Origin of the sequence: Pseudomonas lactucae (assembly GCF_016937615.1) — a bacterium.
GTDB classification, from domain to species: domain Bacteria; phylum Pseudomonadota; class Gammaproteobacteria; order Pseudomonadales; family Pseudomonadaceae; genus Aquipseudomonas; species Aquipseudomonas lactucae.
The window spans coordinates 66,943-92,375 of the sequence record NZ_JAFHKI010000016.1 but is presented as its reverse complement, the minus strand read 5'-3'; the positions used below and the strand labels follow the sequence as shown (position 1 = coordinate 92,375).

Sequence of the window (25,433 nt, the reverse complement as noted above, 5' to 3'; positions counted from 1 at the left end):
TGACGTTGCACTATCGCTTAGAGCTTACCGGCTCCGGCCTTGGCTTTGACGTCCGCAGCGACCTTGTCGGCAGCCAGCGGCGTGTAGCTGTAGGGTGGGGTCCAGCCGATGCTCGAACTCCACGAGCAGCTCAGTGCGCTGCCATTGAGTGTCGAGCCGGTGTCACGGTAGACGCTGCCGCCGTAATCGCCGGCGATCTTGTCGCAACCGCTGATACCGGCGATCTCGAAAACGTTACGTTCGGAGAAGATCTTCGAGTTCTTGCCCACGCCATGGGCATATGAGAACGGGTACACCTTATGGCTGGTGCTGCCCACGTGGTAGTTGTTGTACAGATGCACTTGGCCGTAGCGCACGCGGGGCGCACGGGCGGAGATGTTCTCGAACAGGGTGTTGTGGATGGTGACCTTGAGCTTGCCATCGTCGGTGGTGCGCGAGTCGCTGGAACCGATCAGGTTGTTTTTTTCGTGGGACTTGAACACCGAGTAAGAGATGGTTACGAAGTTGGCGCCGTTCTTGACGTCCAGCGCGCCGTCGTGATGTTGCTTGGGACGCTCGTGTTCGGTGCCGTTCTGGTCATCGGTACGGCGGCCGTCGGTGAAGGTCACGTGATCGACCCACACGTTGTTGGCGCCTTCGACGGTCAGGCCGTCGTACTCGGAGTTCCAGTTGCCGTCGGCACCATCGTCCTTATCAAAGATTGGCTCGGGGTCCCAGGGATTTTCGACGGTGATGTTGCGGATGATTACGTCATTTTCTTTCGCGTAAAAGAAACCTTCGCGGATCTCCGCATTGCTGCCGATGCCCACGATTGTGGTCTTGCCGGGAATGTCCAGGCGGCCGCGAACTTTCATGTCAGCCGTTTTGGTGTAAACCTTGCCTTCGCTGACGTCGATAATGCCGGTGATCTTGATGATGCGACCGTTGCTGCCTGCCGAAGCACTGAGGGCTTTTTTCAGTTCGGCTGCGTTTTTAACGGTGTAGATGTCGTTCGCGGCAGCCCGGGAGCCGCCCTTGGTCCCGCCATTCTGCGTGGCCCAGCCGGTCGTGGCGACGTCCAGCCAAATATCCGCCGCATGTGCGGGAACGCTGGAAAACAGCAGGGCGCCGAATACGGCACTGGCCAGTTTGCAGGCGGTGAAAGTTGAGGGTTTTGTCATGAGTAATCAGATCCTTGATTAACTTGAGTTTTAAACGCGCACAGGGTTTGCGCGTTTCTCGAGCGGACGTCCTTGCCACCGGTGCAGCGAATCGAACGTCCGCTGCATTAGAAATACTATCATGTGTCTCTTGCGATGTCGTACAACTGATTGCGTTATGATTTGCTCTCTTTCGCAAGACTACAGCCGCCGGCCGGACTGGACGGCAATGAGCCCTTCGTGGATGGAAGGGCATCAAAGTGATTTCTAAACGGCTACAGCCGATTGGTGGCTACTGCTCAAAACCGTGAATTTCTCGATCAAGTCTGAATGCGGAAATTTTATCTACGATTTGCCGTGAGGCCATCCTGATTGCCTTCGTAGTATTGCCGGCGATATGCGGCGTCAGTTGAGCATTGGCTATGCCCGTCAACGGCGAACTGAAACGGTCCTTTTCCAGAGCAAAAGTATCGATGGCGACCGCCTTGATATGCTCGGGAAAGCGCCTCATGAAGATAGCCAACTGCTGTTCGTCGACAATGCCACCACGAGCGGTGTTGATTAGAATCGAGCCTCGACGCATTTGACTGAACGCTTCGGCACCGAATAGGCCCCGGGTGAATGCTGTGAGCGGAGTATGAATTGATACGACGTTGGCTTCGGTCAGCAACTGCGCGAGGGTTTGTCGTCGTTCAAGCCCGAGAGTCCCTGCGACCTTATCCGTAAAGCGTTCCGAACCGGTGGCAATGACCTTCATGCCGAGTGCGTGAGCCTTGCGAGCTACCTCCTGAGCGATGTTGCCAGTCCCCACCAGCCCGAGGGTGAGTTCGGAAAGTTCCAGGCCAGGTGCCAGACTTCCCTTGGACCAATGGCCGCTGTGTGTTTCGGTATTGTAGTGGTTCAGGTCTCTCGATAAGTAAACGGCCTGAGCCACCACATATTCGGCGACGGCTGTAGCGTTGGCGCCCGGAGTGTTCAACACCGTCACGCCAGACCGCTCGGCCTCTTGTCTATCGATATGGCTGATTCCTACGCCTGCCTGAGCGATTGCTTGTAACGGAGTTGCCAAGTCTGATGACGCAGCGGACCTGATCACTTCGCTATCAAGAGGGATGTTCAGGCGAGTCTTGAACACGCTGTAACCTCCAGCATGCTTCACTGCAGCGATGAAGGCGGGCTTGTCGTGGCAGTTGATATCGACATATTGAATGCGCTCGCCATAGTGCAGTTTGATGTGGGTCTTATCGATGAAATAGTGAACGTTCAGAGTGATGGCGATGCCCGCTTCAAGGAAGCGGTCGACTTCCTCAAACAGCAGCGGTGGGCCAGGGGCGTCCAGGATCAGCGTGACGAATGCCATGCGTGTGCTCCTTTCGGAAGAATACCTGCAAGTACCTATACCTGATTGCCTTGGATTTCGGTGGGTTATTTACCAATGAAACTGATCTCAAAATCCTCGACGGCGTAATGAATGGCTTTCCGGCATACCGGCCATTCAAAAAGCAGCGTCAATGCCAAGCCAATCGCGCCCCTATCGCCAAGTATTAGTCCAATCCTTCCGAGCGGCCATTGATCCTGAGCAGGAGAGGGCTCCAGAACATCTGCTCATGGTCTACCAGCCCGAAGAGTTGCCTGCGGTGGTCGATATTCGTCGGTTGTGAGTTGCCTGGTGAGCGGGGGAGGTTGGGACGTCTTTTCGGGGGGGCTCATACCCTGTTGATCCTATGAAAATGACACCGCCGGCTTGATGATCGTTCGTCCGATTGGCTATGGGTAGAATCCAATAGCCTTGCTTAGAGTTACCCCTTTTTTCGCTCTTGAAACACCGCAGAAACAAGTCCAGAATTGAGTCTTTCCCTGCTTCGGCAAGAAAAGAAACCCCTTAGATTTCAATGAGTCGGACACCAGATACGAGTCTCGTTTCCCGCTCCAAGTATTAAAAAATGGATCTCTGAAAAGAGGTCCATTTTTTTCGTCCAAAGAAAAGTCTCCCTTTGACTTTTGCCGCGCCGTCCCGTGAAAACACTATCGGCGTATGAAGCGCAATGCTGGGCGCCTGACAAAACCTCCAGGAACAGAAGTGGCCAAAGCTGCCCACCTGTAGCGGGAAGTTCACAAAGATGCACTTCGGCGTTGCGTGCTACGTTTCGTAGCGTGGTGTTACGGCATACCGAATACCATAAGACATCACGATATTTCTGATATCGCTCTATCCCGCCGCTTTCCGAGCCTTCCGATATTATGGCGTGCATATTACTTGTCTGATGGGACTTACCCCAAGAGTCTACGTCATGGTCAGTTTCGCATTTCGACCCGGCATAACGTGCATCAGCCTACTTGGCTGGGCAACGTTAGTCCCGTGCGGAGCCATGAAGAACTTTCTACGTCGTTCGGTTGCGCCTTCCCACGTGACTCTGAAGCGTCTTCCCTCCTGCGTTGCCGCCAAGCAAAACGGCTTTTGGCAAATAGTCAGATAGTCCTTCCTAGAGAATATTTCTCGTACTTTCCGTAGCCCGCGATTGCGGTGCCTGCGCCTGGTTATTCATAGCTATCAGCGAGCCTTGCGGCTATCGCCTGGTGCTCTGCAATTGGAAGAAACCTGATGACCCAAGACACGGCTTTGCTCGTGATCGACCTTCAGAAAGAAGACGGCTTCCCTCTGGAGCGGTTCAATCAAGTAATCAAAAACGCAACAGCGCTGGTTGATTGCGCTCGAAAAAACAACATCCCTTTGTTCTACACCCGTCATGTCAACGATGCCCAAGGTTTCGGCTTGGCGTTGGGCGAGCCCGTAGATGCCGAGGGCAAACCGACAAGCTATCGCGCTGGCACAGCTGCCATAGATATCATCGATGTGTTAGCCCCACAACCCGGTGACGTTGTCATTGATAAGCAACGCTACAGTGCTTTCCACGGTACTCGGCTGACTCCGATGCTGAGGGAGCGCGGCATCAAACATCTCGTGGTGATGGGCGTGCTGACTGACGTCTGTGTGATGAGTAGCCTGTTCGATGCCTATCAGAACGACTTCCACTTGAGCCTCGTGGCCGACGCTTGTACGGCGACAACTTGCGCAGCCCATTACTCGGCCTTGTTTATTCTCTCCAACTGGCTTTACGGACTGGACATGCTTTCTACCGAACAGCTGTTGCGGCGCTGGAGGGGCGAGCCAGCACCTTCACTTCGTACGATGGAACCAGACCACCTTGCCTCCCAGCCGGAAGAGTTTATGCAAGCCATTGCGCGCCTGGAAAGCTGCCTCGTTGCCAAGACTGAGCGGAGAGCACGATGAACGTAGAAATAAAGAAGCATCGATTTCATCCCGGAAACCGAACGTCGGCGAACCCCGTTCTCTGTTCTTCGTGTGGTTTGGGGCCAACACCAACATCACCACGATTGCGGCCGGGGTGGTGCCGATCAGCCTGGGACTGAATCTGTTCTGGAGCGCTTTATCGATCCTGTTTGGTTCCTTGATCGGGGCGGTATTCATGGCTTCGCATTCTGCCCAGGGGCCGAGGTTGGGCATCCCGCAGATGATTCAGAGTCGTGCGCAGTTTGGGGTATTTGGAGCCATTGTTCCGCTGTTGTTCGTCATGCTCATTTACTTGGTTTTTTTTGTGAGTAATACCTTGTTGGCAGCCCAAGCGGTCGCCGCCTCAAGCCCCCTCAGCAGTGAGGCGAACATTGTGCTGCTTGGTTTACTCTGCTTTCTGGTAGCGCTGTTTGGCTACACGCTCATCCACCGCCTGCAAAAAGTGCTGTCGTTGGTTTCGGTTGTTTTTTTCGGGATCGCGACCCTGCTCGCCCTTGCACTGCCAGTCGACGCGGACCAATGGACGGCGCAGGGCTTCAACTTGGCGAGCTTCCTCGCCTCGGTGAGCATTGCGGTGACTTGGCAACTGTCCTACGCCCCTTATGTGGCCGACTATTCTCGCTATTTACCTACCTATACTTCTGCACGCCAGGTCTTTTGGTACAGCTACACGGGCACGGTTATTGGTGGAAGCTGGATGATGCTGCTGGGTGCGGTATTGACCAAGGGCGTCACAGGTTTCTCAGATAACGTTGGCCTCCATTTGCTCGGTGTTCTGGGGGGGAGCACCTTGCTGGCCGTGGCCTTCGCGCTCTATGGTCAGATCGCCATCAACGTGTTCAACCTCTATGGAGCCTTCATGTCGACGGTTACCGTTATCGAGCGTTTTGCTGCGCTCAAGGTCACTCCGAAGGTGCGCGCCAGCTTTATGCTCGTTATCTGTGCTGTTGCAACGGCGTTATGCACCATGGCTCAAGATGACTTCATTCAATTTTTCCTGAATTTCATCTTTTTCATGAGCTATTTTTTAATCCCTTGGACGGCAATCAACCTGGTCGACTACTACGCGCTACGCAAAGGCGTATACAAGATTGCGGATATCTTTGACCCGTCGGGGATTTACGGTCGGGTGAACGGGATTGCTATCGGCGTGTTCCTCGCGACCATCGTATTGGAAATTCCATTCATGAATACTTCCCTCTACGTCGGCCCTATTGCCTCCGCACTGCAGGGTATCGATCTGGCGTGGCTTGTTGGTCTGCTGTTCCCGGCATGCGCTTACTACGGATTAATGAGTCGGCGCAGTATTGGGGTGATCAAACCAACCCATTGACGCCCATCGCCCGGTTGCGCAGTGACACCGTGCAGCTCAAACCCTCGCAGCGTGACGGAACATCCACTTCATGCCCGTCACGCAATGCGACCACCGAGCACTTCAGCCACCCAGTCGGCAATGTAGTGACCCGCATTGATACTGTTGTCGAAGCTCGAATGCTGCACGCCACCCTCGCGTTCGGTGAAAATTTTCAGTTCGCGCTTGGGACTGTTGACCAACTGCTCATAGGTGCGGTGTGCCCACTTCAAGGGAATCTGTGAATCCTTTTCACCGTGGGTGACCAGGAAAGGCACCTTGATGCGATCCAGGATGCCGTCCAGATGAACATCTTCGGCGATGGTCATGAATTCGTCGGTGTCCTTGGCGCCCCATACCCATGAGACGTGCGACCAGTAATGCGGGACCGGGAAGCTGCCTTCCTTTTCCAAGCGGCGTTTCTGCACGTCGCGCCAGTCATGGTTGGCTCCCCACACGACACCGCACGCGAAACGCGGCTCGAAGGCTACCGCGCGCGGGCAGTAGTAGCCCCCAAGCGACACACCTTCCAGACCAATGCGTTTGACGTCGACGTCGTCGCGGGTTTCCAACCAATCCACCACGCGACTGGCCCAATGTTCGCTGTCAAAACGCGCAGTCAGGTTATGTAGCCGGAGCGCTTCGCCTGTCCCGGGCTGGTCGATGATCAGCGACGACACGCCACGTTTGGCCAGCCAGGCGGGCAGGCCGACGCGGTATTTCATTTCTTTGGTGGAGTCGAGTCCATTGACCTGCACCAGAATCGGCGCCGGGCCGCTGACACCTTCGGCACGCACCAGCAGGCCGGAAATATGTTTGCCTTCGTAAGGGATTTCCACGCGCTCGCAGTTTTCTCGTGCCAGTTCGATACTGCACTGGAACGTCTGCAGAAAGCGCTGGTACAGCTCCGTGCGGCCTGGGGCGCCATGGGCCTGCAGGCGTTCGCAGCTCAGGTAATACGTTGCGGCGCGGTTATATTTTTCACCGGCGGACAGCATCCGCCCCTTGCCTTCGTCTTCTTCCGCCAGGCTGCACAGTTTGTCGGCCATGTTTGCCCAGGTTTCACGGAAGGCCTTGCTACCGGCGGCGTCCGGTTGTTTGGCGGCCTCTTGCAGTGGCGCGCACATCTCTTCGATTTCGCCGATACGGGCGCCCATTTCAATGGCCAGGTCGACTGAAAGATTCCACACGTAATTGGTCGGGAAGTAGCGAAACATGATTGTTATTGTCCTTGTGCAAGCAAAGGCAGGCGGCCAGGTTCTGAACGGGAATCGCTAGACCTGACGGTTCGAAGCAGGCTAAGGGCAGTCCCATAGTTTGGCTAATCGCAAGTCGGGATGGGAGGTATTGCGAATGGAGATAGAGTCGACTACTGCTCCAGCTCATTGATGATCTGACTGATTTTTGCCCGCAGCCAGCGGTGCATCGGATCCCCCTCCATGGTCCGGTGCCAGAGCATGAATTCACGCATCACCGGGATTTTCACCGGGGGTTGCACGATGCGCAGCGGCAGGTAATTGGCGTATAGCCTGGCCATGCGCTGGAGCATGGTGGCGACGCGTTGGGTGCCGACGATCAACTGCGGCAGGGTGTTAAAGTCGTGGGTCACAACTTCCATGCGGCGCGTAAAACCATACTGGCCCATCAGCCATTCTTCGACGCTCAGTTGCCGGTTGCGCCCAAAAATCACCGAGACATGGCCCATCTCGATGTACTGATCGAGGCTGATGCTATCGCCAACCAACGTGTTGCCATCCCACACCACGCAAACGTGCTCTTCCTCAAACAGCAGTTGCGAGGGGTGACCTTCAATGAGGTAGTGCTCAGGCACGATCATCATGTCGGCCTCACCGCGCATCAGCATCTCGGTGGACGTGTCGCCGGGGCCCAGCAGTTCGAAGGTGATGTGCGGCGCTTCCAGGGAGATTTTCTGGATCACCCGGGCAAACAGGACGCTGATCAGATAGTCCGACGTGATCAGGCGAAAATGGCGCTTGCTGGTGGCGGGGTCGAACACCGGTTTGGCGGTGATCGAGGACTGGATCGTCAGCAGCACCTGGCGCACCGGCGCCGCCAGTTCACGGGCATAAGGCGTGGGCTGCATCTTGCGTCCGACCTGCGCCAGCAGCTCATCTTCGAAGTAGAGGCGCAGCCTGCCCAGTACACCGCTGGTGGCGGATTGGGTCATATGCAGGCGTTCGGCGGCGCGGGTGATGTTCTGCTCTTCCAGTAACACATCCAGCGCCACCAGGAGGTTGAGGTCCAAGTGGTTAAAACGCATGGCGGTCTCGATTTTTGTATTTATTTTGTAAATACCTTCCGACCTTCCCATCGCGGCGTCAAGAGGCGTGAATGGGCGAATCGGGCGGTCCGTGTTCGATTTTCAAGCCCTTTGCGCTTCGCGGCCAGGTATCGCATTTGCCGATAGGTCGCATCCTGACAAGCGATTAGTCAGTGAGTTTTTAGCCCTTCACTATCAGCCCACAGTCGGTTGGCCGTGGCGCTTTATCGGCTCCAAGACCCGCCTCGGCAGCGTACCGCCGGGCACTGCTCCCATAGCGGGACGCCAGGCCTGCGCTGAATAATGACAATGGAGTGGTAACTCAATGAGCATCATTGGCCTAGACGCGCTTATTTTTGGTGTCGACGACATTCAAGCCTGTACCGATTGCCTGCGTGACTACGGCCTGCTTCCTGTCGATGTCGACAGCGAGGGGGGCCGTTTTGAAGCGCTGGACGGCACTGCCGTGATTATCCGCCGGGCAGACGATGCCAGCCTGCCGGCGGCCATCGGGCCGGCGCCTTCGATACGTGAAACGGTGTATGGCGTGGCCAGCGAGGCTGATCTTGAGGCCATCGCTGATGAGCTGGGGCGCGATCGCCCGGTGACCCGCGGTGCCGATGGCTCCGTGCACAGCGTGGACGATATGGGCTTTGCCATGGGTTTCCAGATCAGCGTGCGGCGCGCCTACAGCGCGCCAGCCGATCTGACCAATGCACCGGGCCACGCCCCCCAACGCCCGGTCAACCAACCCGGCATCAATCCTGACATGCAGGCCTTGCCACGGACCCTGTCCCATGTGGTGTATTTCGTGCCGGATGCAGTCAGGGCCGAGGCTTTTTACAAGCGCTTGGGCTTCGTGACCACCGACACTTTTGTCGGTGCCGGGCCGTTCATGCGTCCGGCCGGTTCCGATGACCATCACTGCCTGTTCATGATCCAGACGCCGCCGCACATGAAAGGCTGCGAGCACTTCACCTTTCACATGGGCAGCGGCACGGAAGTGCTGTTGGCCGGGCGCCGCTTCGAGCAGCAAGGCTGGACCAGTTTCTGGGGGCCGGGTCGTCACCTCTTCGGTTCCAACTGGTTCTGGTACTTCAACAGTCCGTTGGGCTGCCACATCGAATACGACGCCGACATGGACAAGCACGATGACGCCTGGCAAGCGCGCCAGGCGCCGTTGTCGGCGGATAACTCACAATTGTTCCTGTTCACGTCCCAGGAAAAATGGTTCCCGAGCGGCCCGCCGCCCAAGCAGGCCTGAATGCGGATTTCGTCCATGAGCCACGACGCGATTGTTCTCTGTCGCCTGGATGAAGTGCTCGAAGGGCAGTCCCGCGGGTTCGATCCCCTGGATACCGGTAAGGACAGCGTGTTTGCCCTGCGCCATGAAGGCGAGGTGTGTGTCTATCGCAACAGCTGCCCGCACCTGGCGGTGCGCCTGGAGTACCGCAAGGATCGTTTCCTCAGCGTCGATGGTCGCCAGATCGTCTGTTACGCCCACGGTGCGCGGTTTCTCCCTGACACGGGCCTGTGCGTCTACGGGCCATGTCTGGGGGAGCGCCTGAGTGCACTGAAATGGCATGCCGAGGCCGATTGGCTGGTGCTCGAAGCGGGCCAGCTGGAGGCGTATGCATCCTGATTAACGTATCGCGATTGCTGATACATCGTATCCCTACATGCGATTAGTCAAAGGTCTGCTTTGCCGAGAAAGTAAACACAGCGCGGTACTGAATGCGTGCAAACACTGCCAGTGGTGAAGCCTGGGATCGCTCCCGCAGAACGCTGGCGTGAATAACAAGAATAAGAATGAGACGAGCATGAACGCAGACGGATTCTCGACGTCACGGCTGCTCCCATCTGAGGCGCCGGCAAAACTGAAACTCACTCTCCCATGAATGCTTCATGCCTGTGCAGGCTTGGCCCGGTTCGACTGCGGGCGCGGTTTCACCAGAAGAGCTGACATACAACAACAATAAAGAGGGTTACTTCGATGGCTATTGGCAAGTTCGCCGCGTCGCGGCGCGTCCCCTTCACCCTGAGCCTTGCGGCCAGCCTGGGGCTTGGCGCTTCGGCGGCCCAGGCGTTTCAGATTGACACCGGCAATCCTGATCTGAGCCTGCGCTGGGACAACACGCTGAAGTACAGCGCGGCCTGGCGCCTCAAGGAACCCAGCAGCAAACTCAGCGAAGGGTCGACGGCCCTGAACCAGAATGACGGCGATCACAACTTCGGCAAGGGGCTGATCTCCAATCGCCTGGACGTACTTTCCGAACTGGACATCGGCTTTCACAACTTCGGCGCCCGTGTGAGCGGTGCCGCCTGGTATGACACCGTCTATCAGGAACGCAACGACAATCACGACGCGGCTAGTGCCAACCAGCGTTCGGTAGGCTTCGATGAATTCACCAGCGATACCCGTCAATTGCATGGTGGTGACGGCGAACTGCTGGATGCCTTTGTCTACTGGAACGGTGAGCTGGCGGACCGTTCCTTGTCAGTACGTGCGGGGCGCCACGGCCTGATCTGGGGCGAGAGCCTGTTCTTCGGCGGCAACGGCATTGCCGGTGCCATGGCGCCAGTGGATGTGGTCAAGGCGCAATCGGTGCCCAATACCCAATTCAAGGAAATCACTCGACCGGTCAACCAGCTGTCGACCGCCTACCAACTGACCGACGATGTGTCGTTGGGCGCCTTCTATCAGTTGGAGTGGGAAGCCACCCGCTTGCCGGGCGCCGGCAGCTATTTCTCCACCAGCGATACCATCGGTGATGGCAATGAAAGGCTGATCACCGGAGCGCCGTTCCCGGATTTCCTGGGCGGTAATGCCAACAGCCCGGCTGCGTTTTTCCATGGCAAAGACAAGAAAGCCAGGAACTCCGGCCAGGGCGGCCTGCAGCTCAAGTACAACACCGGGACGACGGATTACGGCCTGTACGCGCTGCAGTATCACGAAAAAACGCCCACGTTGTACTTGAAGCCGAATGCCACCGGGCCGAACTTCAGTACCGGGCAAATCGGCGAATATTCCTGGGTCTACCCGGAAGACATCCGGGTTCTGGGCGCCAGTTTCGCCACCTCCGTGGACGAGTACAGCTTTGCCGGCGAGGCATCGATGCGCTGGAACATGCCGCTGGTCTCCAACGCCCAGACCGTCCTGGCGGGTGTCGACGCGGACAACAACGATGACGCTCTGTACGCCGTCGGCCGAACGGCTCACGTCAACCTCAACGTCCTGGCATCGCTGGGGCCTTCCTTCGTCGCCAATGAAGCCAGCCTGACAGCGGAGGTGGCCTGGAACCGCCTATTGGCCGTGACCCGCAATCGCGCAGCCCTGGACCCCAACGCCACCGATGACGGCCTGGGCTTGAAGCTGGTGTACACGCCAACCTACCGCCAGTTCTTCCCAGGCATTGATATCAGCCTGCCGGTGGGCATCAGCTATTTCCCCATGGGCAAGTCGGCGGTGATCAGCGGGTTCGGCGCCGACAGAGGAGGGGACATGAACATCGGCGTCTCCGCCACCTACCTGGACCAAGTGACCGTGGGGCTGACCTACACCCACTTCTACGGTCCCGAGGACACCAGCCTCAACGCCGCCAACCAATTCAATTACAAGCAGTCGTTGAAGGACCGGGACTACCTGGCTTTCTCCGTCAAGACCACGTTCTAAGAGGATTTGCGCATGACCATTCAGTTCACTCTAAAGGCCTTGTGCTTAACCCTGCTGGTCGCCGCCGCGCCGATGGCCTTGGCCGCCAGCGCCGAACAAGCGGCCGCGCTGGGCAAGACCCTGACGCCCTTCGGTGCCGAGAAAGCCGGCAATTCCGACGGCAGCATTCCGGCCTGGGACGGTGGCTACACCAAGGTCGATCCGGCTTATGTTCCGGGCGGCAAGCGCGGCGATCCGTTTGCCGCAGACAAACCCTTGTTCAGCATCACCGCCCAGAACCTGGCCAAGTACGCCGACAAGCTCAGCGACGGCACCAAGGAGCTGTTCAAGCGCTTTCCGGACACCTATCGCATCGACGTGTATCCGACCCGGCGCACGGCGGCCGCGCCGCAGTGGGTTTATGACAACACGCTGAAGAATGCGACCCGCGCCAAGCTGGTCAATAGCAGCGCCGGCCTGATCCCGGATGGCGCCTATGGCGGGATCCCGTTTCCGATTCCACAAAACGGTACCGAAGCCATCTGGAACCATGTGCTGAACTGGCGCGGCACTTCGGTGGCGGGGCATTTTCGCCACTATCTGATGACGGCCGACGGCAACCAGGTGATGACCAGCGACGGCCTGTTGACCCAGGAAATGCCCTACTACTTCCAGGAGGGCGGCCCTGAAAACTACTCGGGCGACTACTGGCAGGTGCACTTTGTCAATCTCGGCCCGGCGATTCGTGCCGGCGAGCAAATCCTGGGGCGCGAGAACATCAACGGTGACAAATCCCAGGCCCATGTCTACCTGAGCGGCCAACGCCGGGTACGCACGCTGCCCAACGCTTGCTGCGACACGCCGACGCCGTCCACCGCTGGGGTCATGTCCTTCGATGAGTTGAGTGTGTGGGGGGGGCGTACAGACCGGTTCGACTGGAAGCTGGTGGGCAAGCAGGAGATGTATGTCCCCTACAACACCAACAAGGTGCAAAACGCTGCCCAGCCGCAGGACCTGCTGGGCAAGCACCATCTGAACCCCGATTACGTGCGCTGGGAATTGCACCGCGTCTGGGTGCTTGAATCGACGGTGGCCGCCGGCAAGCGTCACCAGCTGCCCAAGGGCCGTTACTACCTCGATGAAGACACCTGGCAAGCGCTGCTCGGCGATCGTTGGGATGCCAGCGGCCAACTGGCCAAAACCCTCTGGTCGCTGCCGTCGGTATTGCCCGACCTGCCGGGGCTGGTGCAGCTCTCTTCAGGTTTTTATGACCTGACGTCCGGTGCGTGGTTTATCCAGAACCTCTATGCAGGGTTGCCGGAGCAGTACCGCGCGGTGGATCGCTACAAGGCCTCGGAGTTCTCGCCGGCAGCGATGGCGGGGCGCGGCGTGCGTTAGACCTGAGCCGAGCGTGAAGGGCAGGCCGGTCGCCTGCCTTTGGGATACGAGTGTTTGTCCGAGGTAGGTTATGAACAGAATCAATCAGGCGAGCGCGTTGCTCCTGGCCCTGTATTTGCCCTTCGCCACGAGCGAGTGCCTGGCCGGGTCGGCTGCGGTGGGCGTGCCGCTCAATACCCCGGCCATGCGGGTACCGGTTGCACAAAACGGCGTGTTGATCGACCTGGCGCGTGCCGGCACACGTCTGGTGGCCGTGGGCGAGCGCGGCCTGGTGCTGTTCTCCGACGACAACGGGCAAAGCTGGCAACAGGCTGGGGTACCGGTTTCGGTCAGCCTGACGGCGGTGCGCTTCGTGGATGCGCAAAAGGGCTGGGCAGTCGGTCACGCGGGCGTGGTGCTGGCGACGCTGGATGGCGGCGAGCACTGGACGCTGCAGCTCGACGGCGCGCGCGTGGCACAGCTGGAGCTGGACTCCGCCAAGGCGGAGCAAGCCACGGCTGCCGACCCGGATGCCGCCCTGGCGCGGGTACAAAATGCCGAGCGTCTGGTGGCCGATGGTCCGGACAAACCCTTTCTGGCATTGGATTTCGTCGACGCGCACCGTGGGCTCATCGTCGGCGCCTACGGTGTGGCGCTGCAGACCACCGATGGCGGTGCTACCTGGCACTCGCTGATGGGGCATATCGCCAACCCGAACGGGATGCACTTGTACGCGATCAGTCACCAGGGCACCCGCTGGTTCCTGGCTGGCGAGCAAGGTTACCTGGCCCGTTCGGACGATGACGCCGTGTCGTTCAGTCAGTTGGACAGCCCTTACGAAGGCAGCTATTTCACGCTGCAACGTCGTGACGATGGCGCGCTGGTGGTTGCCGGGCTGAAGGGCAATGCCTTTGTCTCCCGCGACGCCGGCGTCAGTTTCCAGCGTCTGTCGGTGCCCGTACCGATCTCCTTCAACGATGCCACCCGTTTGGCCGACGGCCAGCTGTTGCTGGTCAATCAGGGCGGCATGCTGTTTCGCCACAGCGAGCAGACCGGCGCGGCGATGCTGCCGTTGGGAGCGCCCTTGGGCAAACCTGTTTCAAGTGTGATCGAGGCCGCCGATGGCAGCCTGATCGTTGCCGGTTTCACCGGGCTGCAGCGTCTTGCGCGGCCAGCCACTGCCGCTTCGGAGTGAGGTTATGACGTCTCCTGGTAAGTTTTTCCAGCCCCCTGCCAATGCGCTCGATGATTTTGATCCGCGCTCCGGTTCGCTGCTCGAACGCGCATTGTTCAACCATCGCCTGTGGGTGTTGCTGCTGTGCCTGGCGACCACGTTGGTGCTGGGTTGGCAATCCGGCCGTGTCGAGCTCAATGCCAGTTTCGAAAAAATGATCCCCACCCATCAGCCCTATATCGCCAACTACCTGGAGCACCAGAAGGAGCTGAGCGGGCTGGGGAATGCGGTGCGTATCGCGGTGGTCAACAAGCAGGGCGACATCTACGACAGCGCCTACCTCAAGACCCTGCAGGCGTTGAGCGACAAGATCTACCTGCTGCCCGGTGTCGACCGGGCGTACATGAAGTCGCTATGGACGCCGGCCACCCGCTGGGTGGCGGTGACCGAGGCGGGCCTGGAGGGTGGGCCGGTCATTCCGGATAACTACGATGGCGGCGCAGCGAGCCTTGCGGCATTGCGGCGCAACGTGCAGCTGTCCAACGAAATCGGCCAGTTGGTGGCGTTCGACCAGGCCTCGAGCATCATCCAGGTACCGCTGTTGCAGCGCACCCCCGACGGCAAACCCTTGGACTACAGCCAACTGTCGCAACAGTTGGAATCGCTGCGCAGCCAATACCAGAGCGACAGCATCGACATCCGCATCACCGGTTTCGCCAAGAAAGTCGGTGACCTGATTGCCGGCCTGCGGCAAATCCTGATGTTCTTCGCCGTGGCGATCCTGATCACCACGGTGGTGCTTTATTGGTACACCCGCTGCATTCGCAGCACTCTGTTGGTGGTGTTCTGCTCATTGGTGGCGGTGGTTTGGCAGCTCGGCTTGCTGCCGCTGCTCAATTATCAACTGGACCCCTATTCGGTGCTGGTGCCGTTCCTGGTGTTTGCCATTGGCATGAGCCACGGCGCACAGAAGATGAACGGCATCATGCAGGACATCGGGCGCGGCATGCACCGGGTGGTCGCCGCACGCTTTACTTTCCGCCGCCTGTTCCTTGCCGGGCTCACCGCGCTGCTGTGTGATGCGGTCGGTTTCGCGGTGCTGATGATCATCAAGATCCAGGTGATCCAGGACCTGGCGATGATCGCGAGTATCGGCGTGGCGGTGTTGATCTTCACCAATTTGATCCTGCTGCCGATATTGCTTTCTTATGTCGGGGTCAGCGGCCGCGCGGCGCAACTGAGCCTGAAAAGCGAGCACGCCGAGCTGGCTGGCCACAATCGCCACGGGTTCTGGCGCTTCCTCGACCTGTTCACCCAGCGCCGGTGGGCGGCGCTGTGCATCGCGCTGAGCCTGGCGCTGGCGACGCTCGGCTTCATCGTCAGCCTGCAACTGAAAGTGGGTGATCTGGACGCCGGCGCGCCCGAGCTGCGGGCCGACTCGCGCTACAACCAGGATGATGCATTCCTGACCCGGCATTACGGCGCCAGCAGCGATCTGTTCGCGGTCATGATCAAGACCCCCGACAGCGCCTGTTCGCGCTATGACATCCTGAACAAGGTCGATGCCCTCGATTGGCAGTTGCGCACCTTGCCAGGGGTGGATTCGACCAATTCCCTGGCACTGCTCAACCGCCGCATGCTGGTTGGCCTGAGCGAAGGCAGCCCGAAGTGGTATGAGCTGCAGAACAACCAGGCAATGCTCAACATGGTCACCGCCGGGGCGCCGCGCGGGCTGTACAACGAAGATTGCAGCCTGCTGACGCTGTACGTCTACCTCTCCGACCACAAGGCGCAAACCCTGAACCGTCTGGTGGATCACGTCGAACAATTCGCCGCGGCGAACAATACCGACGAGGTCCAGTTCCTGCTGGCCGCGGGCAATGCCGGGATCGAGGCCGCGACCAACATCGTCGTCAAGCAGGCCAATCGCGAAATGCTGTTCTGGGTCTACGGCGCGGTGATCCTGCTCTGCCTGATCACTTTCCGATCCTGGCGCGCCACGATTTGCGCGGTGATTCCGCTGATGCTTACGTCGATCCTCTGTGAGGCGTTGATGGTCTGGCTGAACATCGGCGTCAAGGTCGCGACCTTGCCGGTAATCGCCCTCGGCGTGGGCATCGGCGTCGACTACGCGCTGTATGTGATGAGCATCCTGCTCGGTCATATGCGCCAGGGCACAAGCCTGTCGCAGGCGTATTACCGGGCACTGCTATCCACCGGCAAGGTGGTGATGCTGACCGGTGTGACCCTGGCGATCGGCGTAGCGACCTGGATGTTTTCGCCGATCAAGTTCCAAGCTGATATGGGCGTGCTGCTGGCCTTTATGTTCGTCTGGAACATGGTGGGCGCGCTGGTCCTGTTGCCGGCCCTGGCTCACTTTCTGTTGCCGAGCAAGCGGATAAGTACAGGGCCGGCCGAGGCCAACCCCAGCCATTCGACGAGCTTGCCGCTGATGCCTGCCGTAGCCGAGGAGGGGGCTTGCGTGAAGCACTCGCTACGCCTGACTTCAGAGCACGATCAAACGATAAAAGACGCCAATCCCGTCGCGTCATAACAACAAGAAAGGACGTTCCCATGCCTCGTGTGCATTTGTTCCAGCGGTCCCTATGGCTTGACCTCTTCGCCGGTCTGAGCGCCTTTGGCATGGCGTTTTGCGCGGCGCACCCTGCGGAGGTGCACGATGAGCGTTGAGCGCCAGGCAGGTTTGCCACAATCATTGTTGCTGTTGCTCGGCAGTTGCCTGCCAGTGCTCGGTGCGGTGCTGCTGGCCCCCGTCCTGCCGCTTATGCAGCAACACTTCGCCGACACACCGGGTGTGGCCGTGCTGGTGCCCATTGCCCTGACGCTGCCGGCGTTGATGATTGCGTTGTTGGCCCCCGTGGCCGGAATCATCGCTGACCGACTGGGGCGCAAACCGTTGTTGATCGGTGCGATGGTGCTCTACACCGTCTGCGGCGTGCTGCCGCTATGGCTGGAGTCGCTGCAGGTCATCGTGATCAGCCGCGCCGGCATCGGTGTGGCCGAAGCGGCGATCATGACCTGCTGCACCACGATGATGGGCGACTACTACAGCGGCGCGCGACGTGAACGCATGTTCGCCCTGCAAATGGTCGCGACCTCATTGTCGGCGGCGATCTTCATTGCCATCGGTGGAGTGCTCGGCGAGCACGGCTGGCGTACCCCGTTTGCCCTGTATGGGCTGGGGCTGGTGTTCCTGCCGCTGATGGCATGGTTGCTGTGGGAGCCGCGTGCGCAGGCGGCCACCCTCACAACGGCGGGCAGGGCATTCCCCTGGCGCCCGCTGGCACCGTTGTATGCCCTGGCATTCCTGGCGGGCCTGAGCCTGTTCATCGTGCCGGTACAAGTCGGTTACCTGCTTAACCTGCTGCATGTCGAAGGTTCGCAGCAGATCGGCCTGACCATGGGCGCCAGTCAGTTCGGCGTACTGGTCGGCGCCCTGAGTTTTCGTCTGTTGAGCGGTGTGCCGGCGCAGCGGCAGATGCTCCTGGCCTTCGTCGCGGCCGGGATCGGTGGCGGGCTGCTGGCGGTAGCCGACAGTCACGGGCTGGTGGTGATCGCCGTCCTGATCAACGGTCTGGGCATCGGCCTGATGATGCCGACCCTGCTCACCTGGATCATGAGCCAGGTCGACTTCCAACAGCGCGGCCGCGCGCCGGCGGCTTCACGGCGATGTTCTTTGCCGGGGAGTTCGCCAGCCCGCTGGTGGTGCTCGCGATCACCGGCGGCGTAATCGGCGCCTTGCCAGCGGCCTTGGGCATCGTCGCGGGCGTTCAATTGATGGTAGCCCTGGCCTGTCTCCGGTTGCGTGGCAGCGGGTCTGTTTTTGCCACGGCGGTGGCCGCAGACCCTGAGCACTGACCTGCCCATTCGACGCTTCAACACAATAAGAACAACGAGGAGAACCGCATGAGTTATTTGCTCAATACCTGGTACATCGCTGGATGGGCAGACGAGCTGGCGCAAGGTGGCATGCTGGGCAGAACCATCGTCGAGCAACCCATTGTGTTCTTTCGCGATAGCCACGGTGTGATCCAGGCGCTCGCCGATCGTTGCCCGCACCGTTTTGCCCCGCTGCATAGGGGCAAGGTTGTCGGCGACAGCGTCCAGTGCCCGTACCACGGCCTGCGTTTCGATGGCAGTGGCCAATGCACGCACAATCCCCATGGCGAAGGAAACATCCCCAAGGCCGCCTGTGTTCGCGGTTTCGCGGCCGTTGAGCGCCACGGGGCGATCTGGGTCTGGCCGGGCGATCGTCACCTGGCCAGCGATGCCTTGATTCCTGATTTTTCCTTTTTCGAGCAGGCGCCCACCCATGCCAAAGGGCATGGGTATTTGCCGACCCGTGCGCACTACGAGTTGCTGTCCGACAACATCATGGACCTGAGCCATGTTGATTTCCTGCACCCGGATACGCTCGGTGGCGGGGCGTTGTCACACACCCGAGCCACCATCGAGGAATTGCCCAACGATCGCGTACGCATCAGTTGGTGGGCGCCGGACGATGTGCCCCCGCCGGCTTTCGGCGCTCACCTTGAAGATCCGAGCCGGGCAGACGTCTGGGCCGAAGTCATCTGGCACGCCCCCGGCCTGATGCTGCTCGGCAGTGGCGCCACGGCGCCAGGGCGCCCCAGGGCGGAGGGACCAGTGACATGGAACCTGCATCTGATGACGCCGCAGGACGCGGCCAACACCCATTATTTCTTTGCCAACACGCGCAGTTTCGAGCAGGACAATGCGCAGTTGAATGCCTTCGTCCAGAAGATGTTGATCGGTATTTTCGCCGGTGAAGACAAACCCATGGTCGAGGCTCAACAGCGCCAGATTGGTGAGGTTGAACTGCTTGGCCTCAACCCTGTGTTGCTGCCAGTCGATGCAGGGGCCGTGCGCTGTCGACGTGTTCTGCGTCGATTGATGGAAGCCGAGCGAGCGGAGACGCAAGCCAGTCGGTCATCAAACTATGAAAAAGAGGAACTGCGATGAGCTTTCTACGCAACGTCTGGTACGCGGCCGCCTGGGGAAACGAGATCAAGGCTGGCGAGTTGTTCCAACGAACCTTGCTCAATGAACCCGTGGTGTTTTTTCGCGACACCCAAGGTAATGCCCAAGCCATTGCCGATCGATGTCCCCACCGTTTCGCGCCCCTGGGCATGGGCATCCTCAAAGGCGATGCGGTGCGTTGTCCGTACCACGGCCTGGAATTCGATGGCAGTGGCGCCTGTGTGCATAACCCCCACGGCGATGGTGCCATTCCCAAGGCGGCTAAGGTCAAGGCCTACCCGCTGGTTGAACGCTACAGCTTGCTGTGGATCTGGATGGGGGATCCTCACTTGGCCGATGCGGCGCTGATTCCGGATTTCAATTGCATGGATGAAGACCATTGGTATGTCGGCAAACGCTACCTGCACGCAAAAGCCAACTACGTGCTGGAAACCGACAACATCATGGACCTGAGTCATATCGAATTTTTGCATCCGTCTACGTTGGGTGGCGATGGCGTCAAGGGTGCATTGACTAGCGTGCAAGAGGAGGGCAACACCGTTTGGTCCAACCGCCAGACGGTTGCGGAAATCATGCCAGAGTTCCTCTACACCGCCTGGAACATCCCCCAAGGTACGCCGGTGGATCGTTGGATCGATGTACGTTGGGATGCGCCTGCGAACATGTTGCTGTTTTCCGGTGCAGTGGCGACCGGTCTCCCAAGAGATAAGGGCGTTTCCACACCGATTCCGCATCTGTTCACTCCAGAGACCGAGACCACGACTCACTACTGGTTCTCAGTCTGTTTCCCCAAGGCAATGGGCAAATTTGCCGAGCGATTCGCTGATGAGCAGGCGGCCGCGATCAGCCGGCCCTTTGCCGATGAAGACTTGCCAATGCTCGAGGCGCAGCAGCTCATGATGGGCGCTGCATCGTTCTGGGACTTGAAACCGGTGCTGCTGATCGGTGATGCAGGAGCGGTCCGGGCGCGGCGTGTACTCGACCGCATGATTGCTGCCGAGCAGCCTGCGGGTGCCAAGTGATGATTGAAGTCATCGTCACTCGCAAGCGCCTCGAAGCCGAAGGCATCTACAGCTTCGAACTGGCCCCCGCCGAGGGCTCCATGTTGCCGGCTTTAAGTGCCGGCTCGCATATCGACGTGCATCTGCCCAATGGCCTGGTGCGCCAGTACTCGCTGTGCAATCACCCGCAAGAACGCCACCGCTACCTGCTGGGGGTGTTACTCGACCCGGCGTCTCGCGGCGGTTCGCAGGCCATGCACGAGCAGGTGCACGAAGGCAGCCCACTTCGCATCAGCGAACCTCGCAACCTGTTCCCGCTTGAGCATGGGGCCGGGTACAGCGTGATGTTCGCCGGCGGTATCGGCATCACGCCGATCCTTTGCATGGCCGAGCGCCTGGCGCGGATCGGCGCGCCTTTCGAGCTGCACTATTGCGGCCGCTCGGCCGGGCGCATGGCCTTTATTGAGTACCTGCGTCATTCGGCGTTCGCCGATTGCGTGCACGTTCATATGGACGATGGCGAGGATGCCCAGCGCCTGGACAGTGCTCGGGTCCTGTCCACGCCGGCCAGTGACCGTCATCTGTACGTCTGTGGCCCCAACGGTTTCATGGACCACGTGCTTGGCACGGCGCGCGCGCAAGGCTGGGCCGAGGCGCAACTGCACCATGAGTACTTTACCGCCGCCGCTGCCCCGGTGGGTGAAGTGGGCGGGTTCGAGGTGCAACTGGCTAGCACCGGGCAGTGCTTCCAAGTGCCGGCCACGCTCAGCGTTGCCCAGGTATTGCTGGAGGCTGGCATCGACATCCCGCTGTCTTGCGAACAAGGCATCTGTGGCACTTGCATCACGCGCGTGCTGGACGGCGAGCCGGAGCATCGTGACATGTTCCTGACCGATGCCGAGCGAGCCCGCAACGACCAGTTCACGCCTTGCTGCTCCCGTGCGAAGAGCGCGCGGCTGGTGCTCGATCTTTAAGGTTTTTTCATGAATTCATCGTTACCCGCTGGCGCGTTTCGCCAACAGATTGAGGACTCGAATATGCAACAGCTTCCTGGTTTCAAACGCGTGGTAACCGGGCACGATGCCCAGGGCCAGGCGGTGGTCGCGCTCAGCGGGCCAACGCCGAACAGTTTCCCGCTCAAGGCCGTGCCCGGCACGGTCTTCCATGAGATCTGGAACAGCGGCGCCAGCCGGCCGCGCTGGATAACGGCGACGACCCCACCCACCAGCCGCTTCAACTGAGCCCCGCGCCATTGGGCAGTGTCATCCGCGTGGTGGATATTCCCCCGGACAGTGTGCAGAACCAGGTCAGCGCCGAGGAGGCCGCGGCGGCCTTCGCCGAAATTGGCCAGGCCCATGCCGGCACGGGGCAGGCGGATTCCAGGCACAAGCTGATGCATCGCACCCAAACGCTGGATTACGGCGTGGTCACCGAGGGTGAGGTCTGGCTGGTGCTCGATGGCGAGGAGGTGCATCTCAAACGCGGCGACATCGTGGTGCAGCGCGGCACCAACCACGCCTGGAGCAATCGCACCGAGCAGATGGCCCGCATGCTCTTTGTGCTGCTCGATGGCCGCTTTGCTCCTGAACTGCAAGGAGAACACCCATGAAGCTCAGCACCCTCAAGAACCTAAATCGCGACGGTCGCCTGGTGGTGGTGTCGCGCGACCTGGCCTGGGCGGTGGATGCCGGCGATATTGCCGCGACGCTGCAGGAGGCCGTTGAGCGCTGGGCGCATGTCGAAAGCGTTTTACGCGCGCGGTATGACGCCTTGAACGAAGGCACGCTGGCCGGTGCCTTCGCCTTCGATCCTCAGCAAGCCGCCGCGCCTCTGCCACGTGCCTGGCAGTGGCTGGACGCCTCGTCTTTCCTCAGTCATGGCAAGCGCATGCAGAAGGCTTTTGGGCTGGATCCGATCGAAGGTGTTGAACATACGCCGCTGATGTATCAGGGCTGTGGCGACGACTTTCTAGGCGCCCACGACGACATCGAGCTGCCCAGCGAAAACCACGGTATCGATTTCGAAGGCGAGTTTGCGGTGTTGGTCGATGAGGTTCCCATGGGCTGCTCGGCGCAAGACGCCGTCGAGCATATTCGGCTCATTGTGCAAGTCAACGACGTCAGCCTGCGTGCGCTCGCCCCCCGAGAAATGAAGACCGGCTTCGGTTTTATCCAGGCCAAGTCCGCGTCCAGTTTTGCCCCGGTGGCGGTCACCCCCGACGAGTTGGGCGAGGCCTGGCGCGACGGGCGCGTGCACTTGCCGTTGAAGGTTGAATGGAACGGTCAGTGGTTCGGTCATGCCCAGGGCGGTGCCATGCATTTCGGCTTTCATCAGTTGATTGCTCACGCGGCGCTGACCCGGCGCCTCAGGGCGGGTTGCCTGATCGGTTCCGGCACGGTTTCCAATGCTGACCCCACTGTGGGCGCTGCCTGCATCGCCGAACGTCGTGCCGTTGAGATGATCGAGCACGGCGTACCACGGACGTCCTTCATGCGCTTTGGCGACCGCGTGCGCATGGAGGTCCTCGATCTGCAAGGTCAGTCGGTGTTCGGGGCGATAGACCAGTGCATCGTGCGCGGAGGCCTCCCATGCGCGTGATGATTACCGGGGCCAATGGTTTTGTTGGCCGGACGCTGGTGAAACGGTTGCTCGAAACCAATGCGTTACAAGGCCGCTCGATCAGCGCGTTGATCCTGCTGGATAAAGAGTTGGTGGGGTTTGCCGAGGACAAGCGCCTGCGCCGGCATTGCGGCAGTGTCACCGACGCCGCGTTATTGCGCCGCGCGTTGGCCGATGGCATCGATGTGGTCTTTCACTTGGTCAGTATTCCGGGGGGCGCGGCCGAGCAGCATTATTCACTGGGCTATCAGGTCAACCTGCTGGCAAGCCTTGAGTTGCTCGACCAGCTGCGCGAGCAGCCGGGACAGCCGGTGCTGGTGTATGCCAGCAGCGTGGCGGTGTACGGCGGCGACGTGCCGGCCCGCATCGACGAGCGTGCGGTGCCGAGCCCGCAGTTGAGTTACGGTGCGCACAAGGCGATGGTGGAAATGGCGATCAATGACCTTGCCCGACGAGGCGAGGTGGACGGTCGCGCCGTGCGTCTGCCCGGCATCGTTGCCCGTCCACGTGAACCCAATGGGCTGCGCTCGGCGTTTATGAGCGACGTGCTGCACGCCTTCGCCGAAGGCCAGCCCTATTGCTGCCCGGTGTCGCCGCAGGCGCAGGCATGGTGGATGTCGGTGCGGTGTTGCGTGGATAACCTGCTACGGGCCGCCGAACTGCCGTCTGCCCAGCTCGGCGCGTCACGCGTCTGGCAACTGCCGCTGTTGCGCCTGTCCATTGCCCAGGTCATCGATGCCCTGGCCGCTGCCTACGGCCAGGAACGCCGCGCGCTGATCAGCTTCGCACCGGACGCGGGGCTGCAAGCGTTATTCGGCAGCTTTCCCGCAATGAAAACCCCTCTGGCCCGTGCCCTTGGCTTTCGCCATGACGGCTCGGCAGCTGCCTTGATACGTAACAGTTTGAATGCCGCTACCCCGACGCGTCGTGCGCGTGGGCGGGTGGGACTTGGAGTGAGCGAACATGCAATCAACTAAACGCCGCCTGGTGGACCTGTCCGTGACCCTGGACAACAACCCCTACACCGATCCACCGCCGTTGCTGCCTAAAATCGACTACATGGACCATCAGCAAGGCTGGCCGGAGATGGCCGCGATGTTTCCCGGCCTGTCCAAGGCGCAACTGCCTGGCGACGAATCCTGGGCTGCTGAGCGCCTGCAGATCACCACGCACAGCGGCACGCACATGGACGCCCCTTGGCACTACGCTTCGACCACGGATGGTGGCAAGCCGGCGTTTGGCATCGACGAGTTGCCGTTGGACTGGTGCCTGCAACCCGGCGTGAAGCTGGACTTTCGTCATTTACCGGATGGCCATGTGGTTAACGCTGCCGAAATGCAAGCTGAGCTAGAGCGTATTGGCCATGTTCTACGGCCGCTGGACATTGTCCTGGTTAACACCCGTGCCGGCGCGCTGTTCGGCCAGCCAGGGTATCTGGACGCCGGGGTCGGCATCGGCCGCGAGGCCACGTTGTACTTGTTGGAGCGCGGCGTGCGCGTAGTCGGCACCGATGCCTGGAGCTGGGACGCGCCGTTCAAGTACACCCGCGAACGCTTCGCCGCCACGGGCGACGCTTCGATCATCTGGGAAGGGCATAAGGCCGGACGCGACATCGGTTACGGCCAGATGGAGAAACTGGCCAACCTGGAATGCCTGCCGGCCTATGGTTTCCAGGTGTCCTGCTTCCCCTACAAGATCAGGCACGCTTCGGCCGGTTTCGTCCGCGCCGTAGCGATTTTCGAGGAGTGAACGTGCCAGTGGCCGGTGGAAAAAAGCGCGGTAGTCTGTCCCAGGGGCTTGAGGCGCTGCTGTCGGAGCACATTGTCGAGGGACGGCTGCGTGGCGGCGAACAGTTGCCCACCGAGTCGGCTCTCATGCTGGAGCATGGTGTCAGCAGGACCGTGGTGCGCGAAGCCATGTCGCGTCTACAGGCTGCCGGAATGGTTGAGACACGCCACGGTATCGGGACCTTTGTACGCGGTAGCGCCCTGTCGTTGGGGGCATTCATCGACCCGGCGACGATCGGTCTCATCACCGATTCGCTGGCGATCATGGAGTTTCGGATCGGTCTTGAGGTAGAAGCCGCCGGGCTCGCGGCCCAGCGACGCAACACGGATCAGTTGACGGGGTTGCGGGCACTTCTCGATCAGCTCGGGCAGCCGGATGTCAGCGTCAATGATCGGGCGGCGTTGGATTTTCAATTCCATTTGGGCATTGCCCAGGCGACCGGCAACCCCTACATCGCCAGCACACTGCTCAACCTGGGCGAGGTCATCATCCCCCGCAGCCGACTGGATTCTGCGCGTCTGTTTCACGATGAGCCTTTGCATTACGAACAGCGCATGCAAAGCGAGCACGAGCAGATTTACCAGGCGATCTTTCATCAGGACGCTGAATGCGCGCGTGCTGCGATGCGCCTGCATCTCCAGGACAGTCGCGAATACTTGCACCAGGCCCGCCAAGAGTTGATGACATGACGGAGAACCAGAGCTACCCGGTGCCGGACA

General features: G+C 60.0%; 18 protein-coding genes and 3 pseudogenes. 17 read left to right on the top strand and 4 right to left on the bottom strand.

Annotation, left to right across the window (positions count from 1 at the left end):
- Positions 1-17: 17 nt before the first annotated feature.
- Both JWR98_RS03845 and JWR98_RS03840 read right to left on the bottom strand, forming a co-directional pair.
- Positions 18-1,160: a pectate lyase family protein gene (locus JWR98_RS03845; protein WP_205489322.1), complete on the bottom strand. Its 1,143-nt coding sequence runs from the start codon at positions 1,158-1,160 to the stop codon at positions 18-20.
- Between the two features lie 271 nt (positions 1,161-1,431).
- Complete coding sequence (locus JWR98_RS03840) at positions 1,432-2,499, bottom strand: NAD(P)-dependent oxidoreductase (RefSeq protein ID WP_205489321.1); 1,068 nt, start codon at positions 2,497-2,499, stop codon at positions 1,432-1,434.
- A 1,242-nt stretch (positions 2,500-3,741) separates the two neighbouring features.
- Here JWR98_RS03840 and JWR98_RS03835 point away from each other — a divergent pair.
- A complete protein-coding gene (locus JWR98_RS03835) occupies positions 3,742-4,431 on the top strand; it encodes a cysteine hydrolase family protein (protein ID WP_205489320.1) in 690 nt (229 codons plus the stop codon).
- An 18-nt stretch (positions 4,432-4,449) separates the two neighbouring features.
- Positions 4,450-5,785: pseudogene (locus JWR98_RS03830) on the top strand (purine-cytosine permease family protein).
- A 77-nt stretch (positions 5,786-5,862) separates the two neighbouring features.
- Here the strand turns inward: JWR98_RS03830 and JWR98_RS03825 are convergent.
- A complete protein-coding gene (locus tag JWR98_RS03825; RefSeq protein ID WP_078732523.1) occupies positions 5,863-7,020 on the bottom strand; it encodes an alpha/beta hydrolase family protein in 1,158 nt (385 codons plus the stop codon).
- Between the two features lie 152 nt (positions 7,021-7,172).
- The gene (locus tag JWR98_RS03820; RefSeq protein ID WP_003173128.1) at positions 7,173-8,084 is read right to left on the bottom strand and encodes a LysR family transcriptional regulator; all 912 of its coding nucleotides are present in this window, start codon (positions 8,082-8,084) and stop codon (positions 7,173-7,175) included.
- A gap of 325 nt (positions 8,085-8,409) precedes the next feature.
- On the opposite strand from JWR98_RS03820, the gene JWR98_RS03815 reads away from it, so the two are divergent.
- The 15 genes and pseudogenes from JWR98_RS03815 to JWR98_RS03745 all read left to right on the top strand — a co-directional run bounded on the left by JWR98_RS03815 (position 8,410) and on the right by JWR98_RS03745 (position 25,403).
- The gene (locus tag JWR98_RS03815; RefSeq protein WP_205489319.1) at positions 8,410-9,348 is read left to right on the top strand and encodes a VOC family protein; all 939 of its coding nucleotides are present in this window, start codon (positions 8,410-8,412) and stop codon (positions 9,346-9,348) included.
- Positions 9,349-9,363: 15 nt separating this feature from the next.
- The gene (locus JWR98_RS03810) at positions 9,364-9,726 is read left to right on the top strand and encodes a Rieske (2Fe-2S) protein (protein ID WP_003173130.1); all 363 of its coding nucleotides are present in this window, start codon (positions 9,364-9,366) and stop codon (positions 9,724-9,726) included.
- Between the two features lie 351 nt (positions 9,727-10,077).
- The gene (locus tag JWR98_RS03805; protein ID WP_205489318.1) at positions 10,078-11,757 is read left to right on the top strand and encodes a DUF1302 domain-containing protein; all 1,680 of its coding nucleotides are present in this window, start codon (positions 10,078-10,080) and stop codon (positions 11,755-11,757) included.
- A gap of 12 nt (positions 11,758-11,769) precedes the next feature.
- Positions 11,770-13,134, top strand: coding sequence for a DUF1329 domain-containing protein (locus JWR98_RS03800; RefSeq protein ID WP_042727898.1), 1,365 nt, complete (start codon positions 11,770-11,772; stop codon positions 13,132-13,134).
- Positions 13,135-13,204: 70 nt separating this feature from the next.
- Positions 13,205-14,308 carry a WD40/YVTN/BNR-like repeat-containing protein gene (locus tag JWR98_RS03795; RefSeq protein WP_042727897.1) on the top strand — a complete coding sequence of 368 codons (1,104 nt, stop codon included), beginning with the start codon at positions 13,205-13,207 and terminating at the stop codon, positions 14,306-14,308.
- Positions 14,309-14,312: 4 nt separating this feature from the next.
- Positions 14,313-16,841, top strand: a complete 2,529-nt coding sequence (locus JWR98_RS03790; protein WP_205489317.1) for an efflux RND transporter permease subunit — start codon at positions 14,313-14,315, stop codon at positions 16,839-16,841.
- Positions 16,842-16,967: 126 nt separating this feature from the next.
- A pseudogene (locus JWR98_RS03785) lies at positions 16,968-18,166 on the top strand (MFS transporter).
- 48 nt (positions 18,167-18,214) lie between these two features.
- Positions 18,215-19,288, top strand: a complete 1,074-nt coding sequence (locus JWR98_RS03780) for an aromatic ring-hydroxylating oxygenase subunit alpha (protein ID WP_205489316.1) — start codon at positions 18,215-18,217, stop codon at positions 19,286-19,288.
- A complete protein-coding gene (locus JWR98_RS03775; RefSeq protein ID WP_078732529.1) occupies positions 19,285-20,328 on the top strand; it encodes an aromatic ring-hydroxylating oxygenase subunit alpha in 1,044 nt (347 codons plus the stop codon). The genes JWR98_RS03780 and JWR98_RS03775 overlap by 4 nt, the downstream gene beginning before the upstream one ends.
- Positions 20,328-21,281, top strand: a complete 954-nt coding sequence (locus JWR98_RS03770; RefSeq protein ID WP_205489315.1) for a PDR/VanB family oxidoreductase — start codon at positions 20,328-20,330, stop codon at positions 21,279-21,281. The genes JWR98_RS03775 and JWR98_RS03770 overlap by 1 nt, the downstream gene beginning before the upstream one ends.
- A gap of 63 nt (positions 21,282-21,344) precedes the next feature.
- Positions 21,345-21,916 (top strand): annotated as a pseudogene (locus JWR98_RS03765) (cupin domain-containing protein).
- The gene (locus JWR98_RS03760) at positions 21,913-22,905 is read left to right on the top strand and encodes a fumarylacetoacetate hydrolase family protein (RefSeq protein WP_205489314.1); all 993 of its coding nucleotides are present in this window, start codon (positions 21,913-21,915) and stop codon (positions 22,903-22,905) included. Before JWR98_RS03765 ends, JWR98_RS03760 begins: the two are co-directional and overlap by 4 nt.
- Positions 22,896-23,903, top strand: a complete 1,008-nt coding sequence (locus JWR98_RS03755) for an NAD-dependent epimerase/dehydratase family protein (RefSeq protein ID WP_205489313.1) — start codon at positions 22,896-22,898, stop codon at positions 23,901-23,903. The genes JWR98_RS03760 and JWR98_RS03755 overlap by 10 nt, the downstream gene beginning before the upstream one ends.
- Positions 23,890-24,675: a cyclase family protein gene (locus JWR98_RS03750; protein WP_193862599.1), complete on the top strand. Its 786-nt coding sequence runs from the start codon at positions 23,890-23,892 to the stop codon at positions 24,673-24,675. The genes JWR98_RS03755 and JWR98_RS03750 overlap by 14 nt, the downstream gene beginning before the upstream one ends.
- Complete coding sequence (locus JWR98_RS03745) at positions 24,672-25,403, top strand: FCD domain-containing protein (RefSeq protein WP_205489312.1); 732 nt, start codon at positions 24,672-24,674, stop codon at positions 25,401-25,403. The genes JWR98_RS03750 and JWR98_RS03745 overlap by 4 nt, the downstream gene beginning before the upstream one ends.
- Positions 25,404-25,433: the final 30 nt, after the last annotated feature.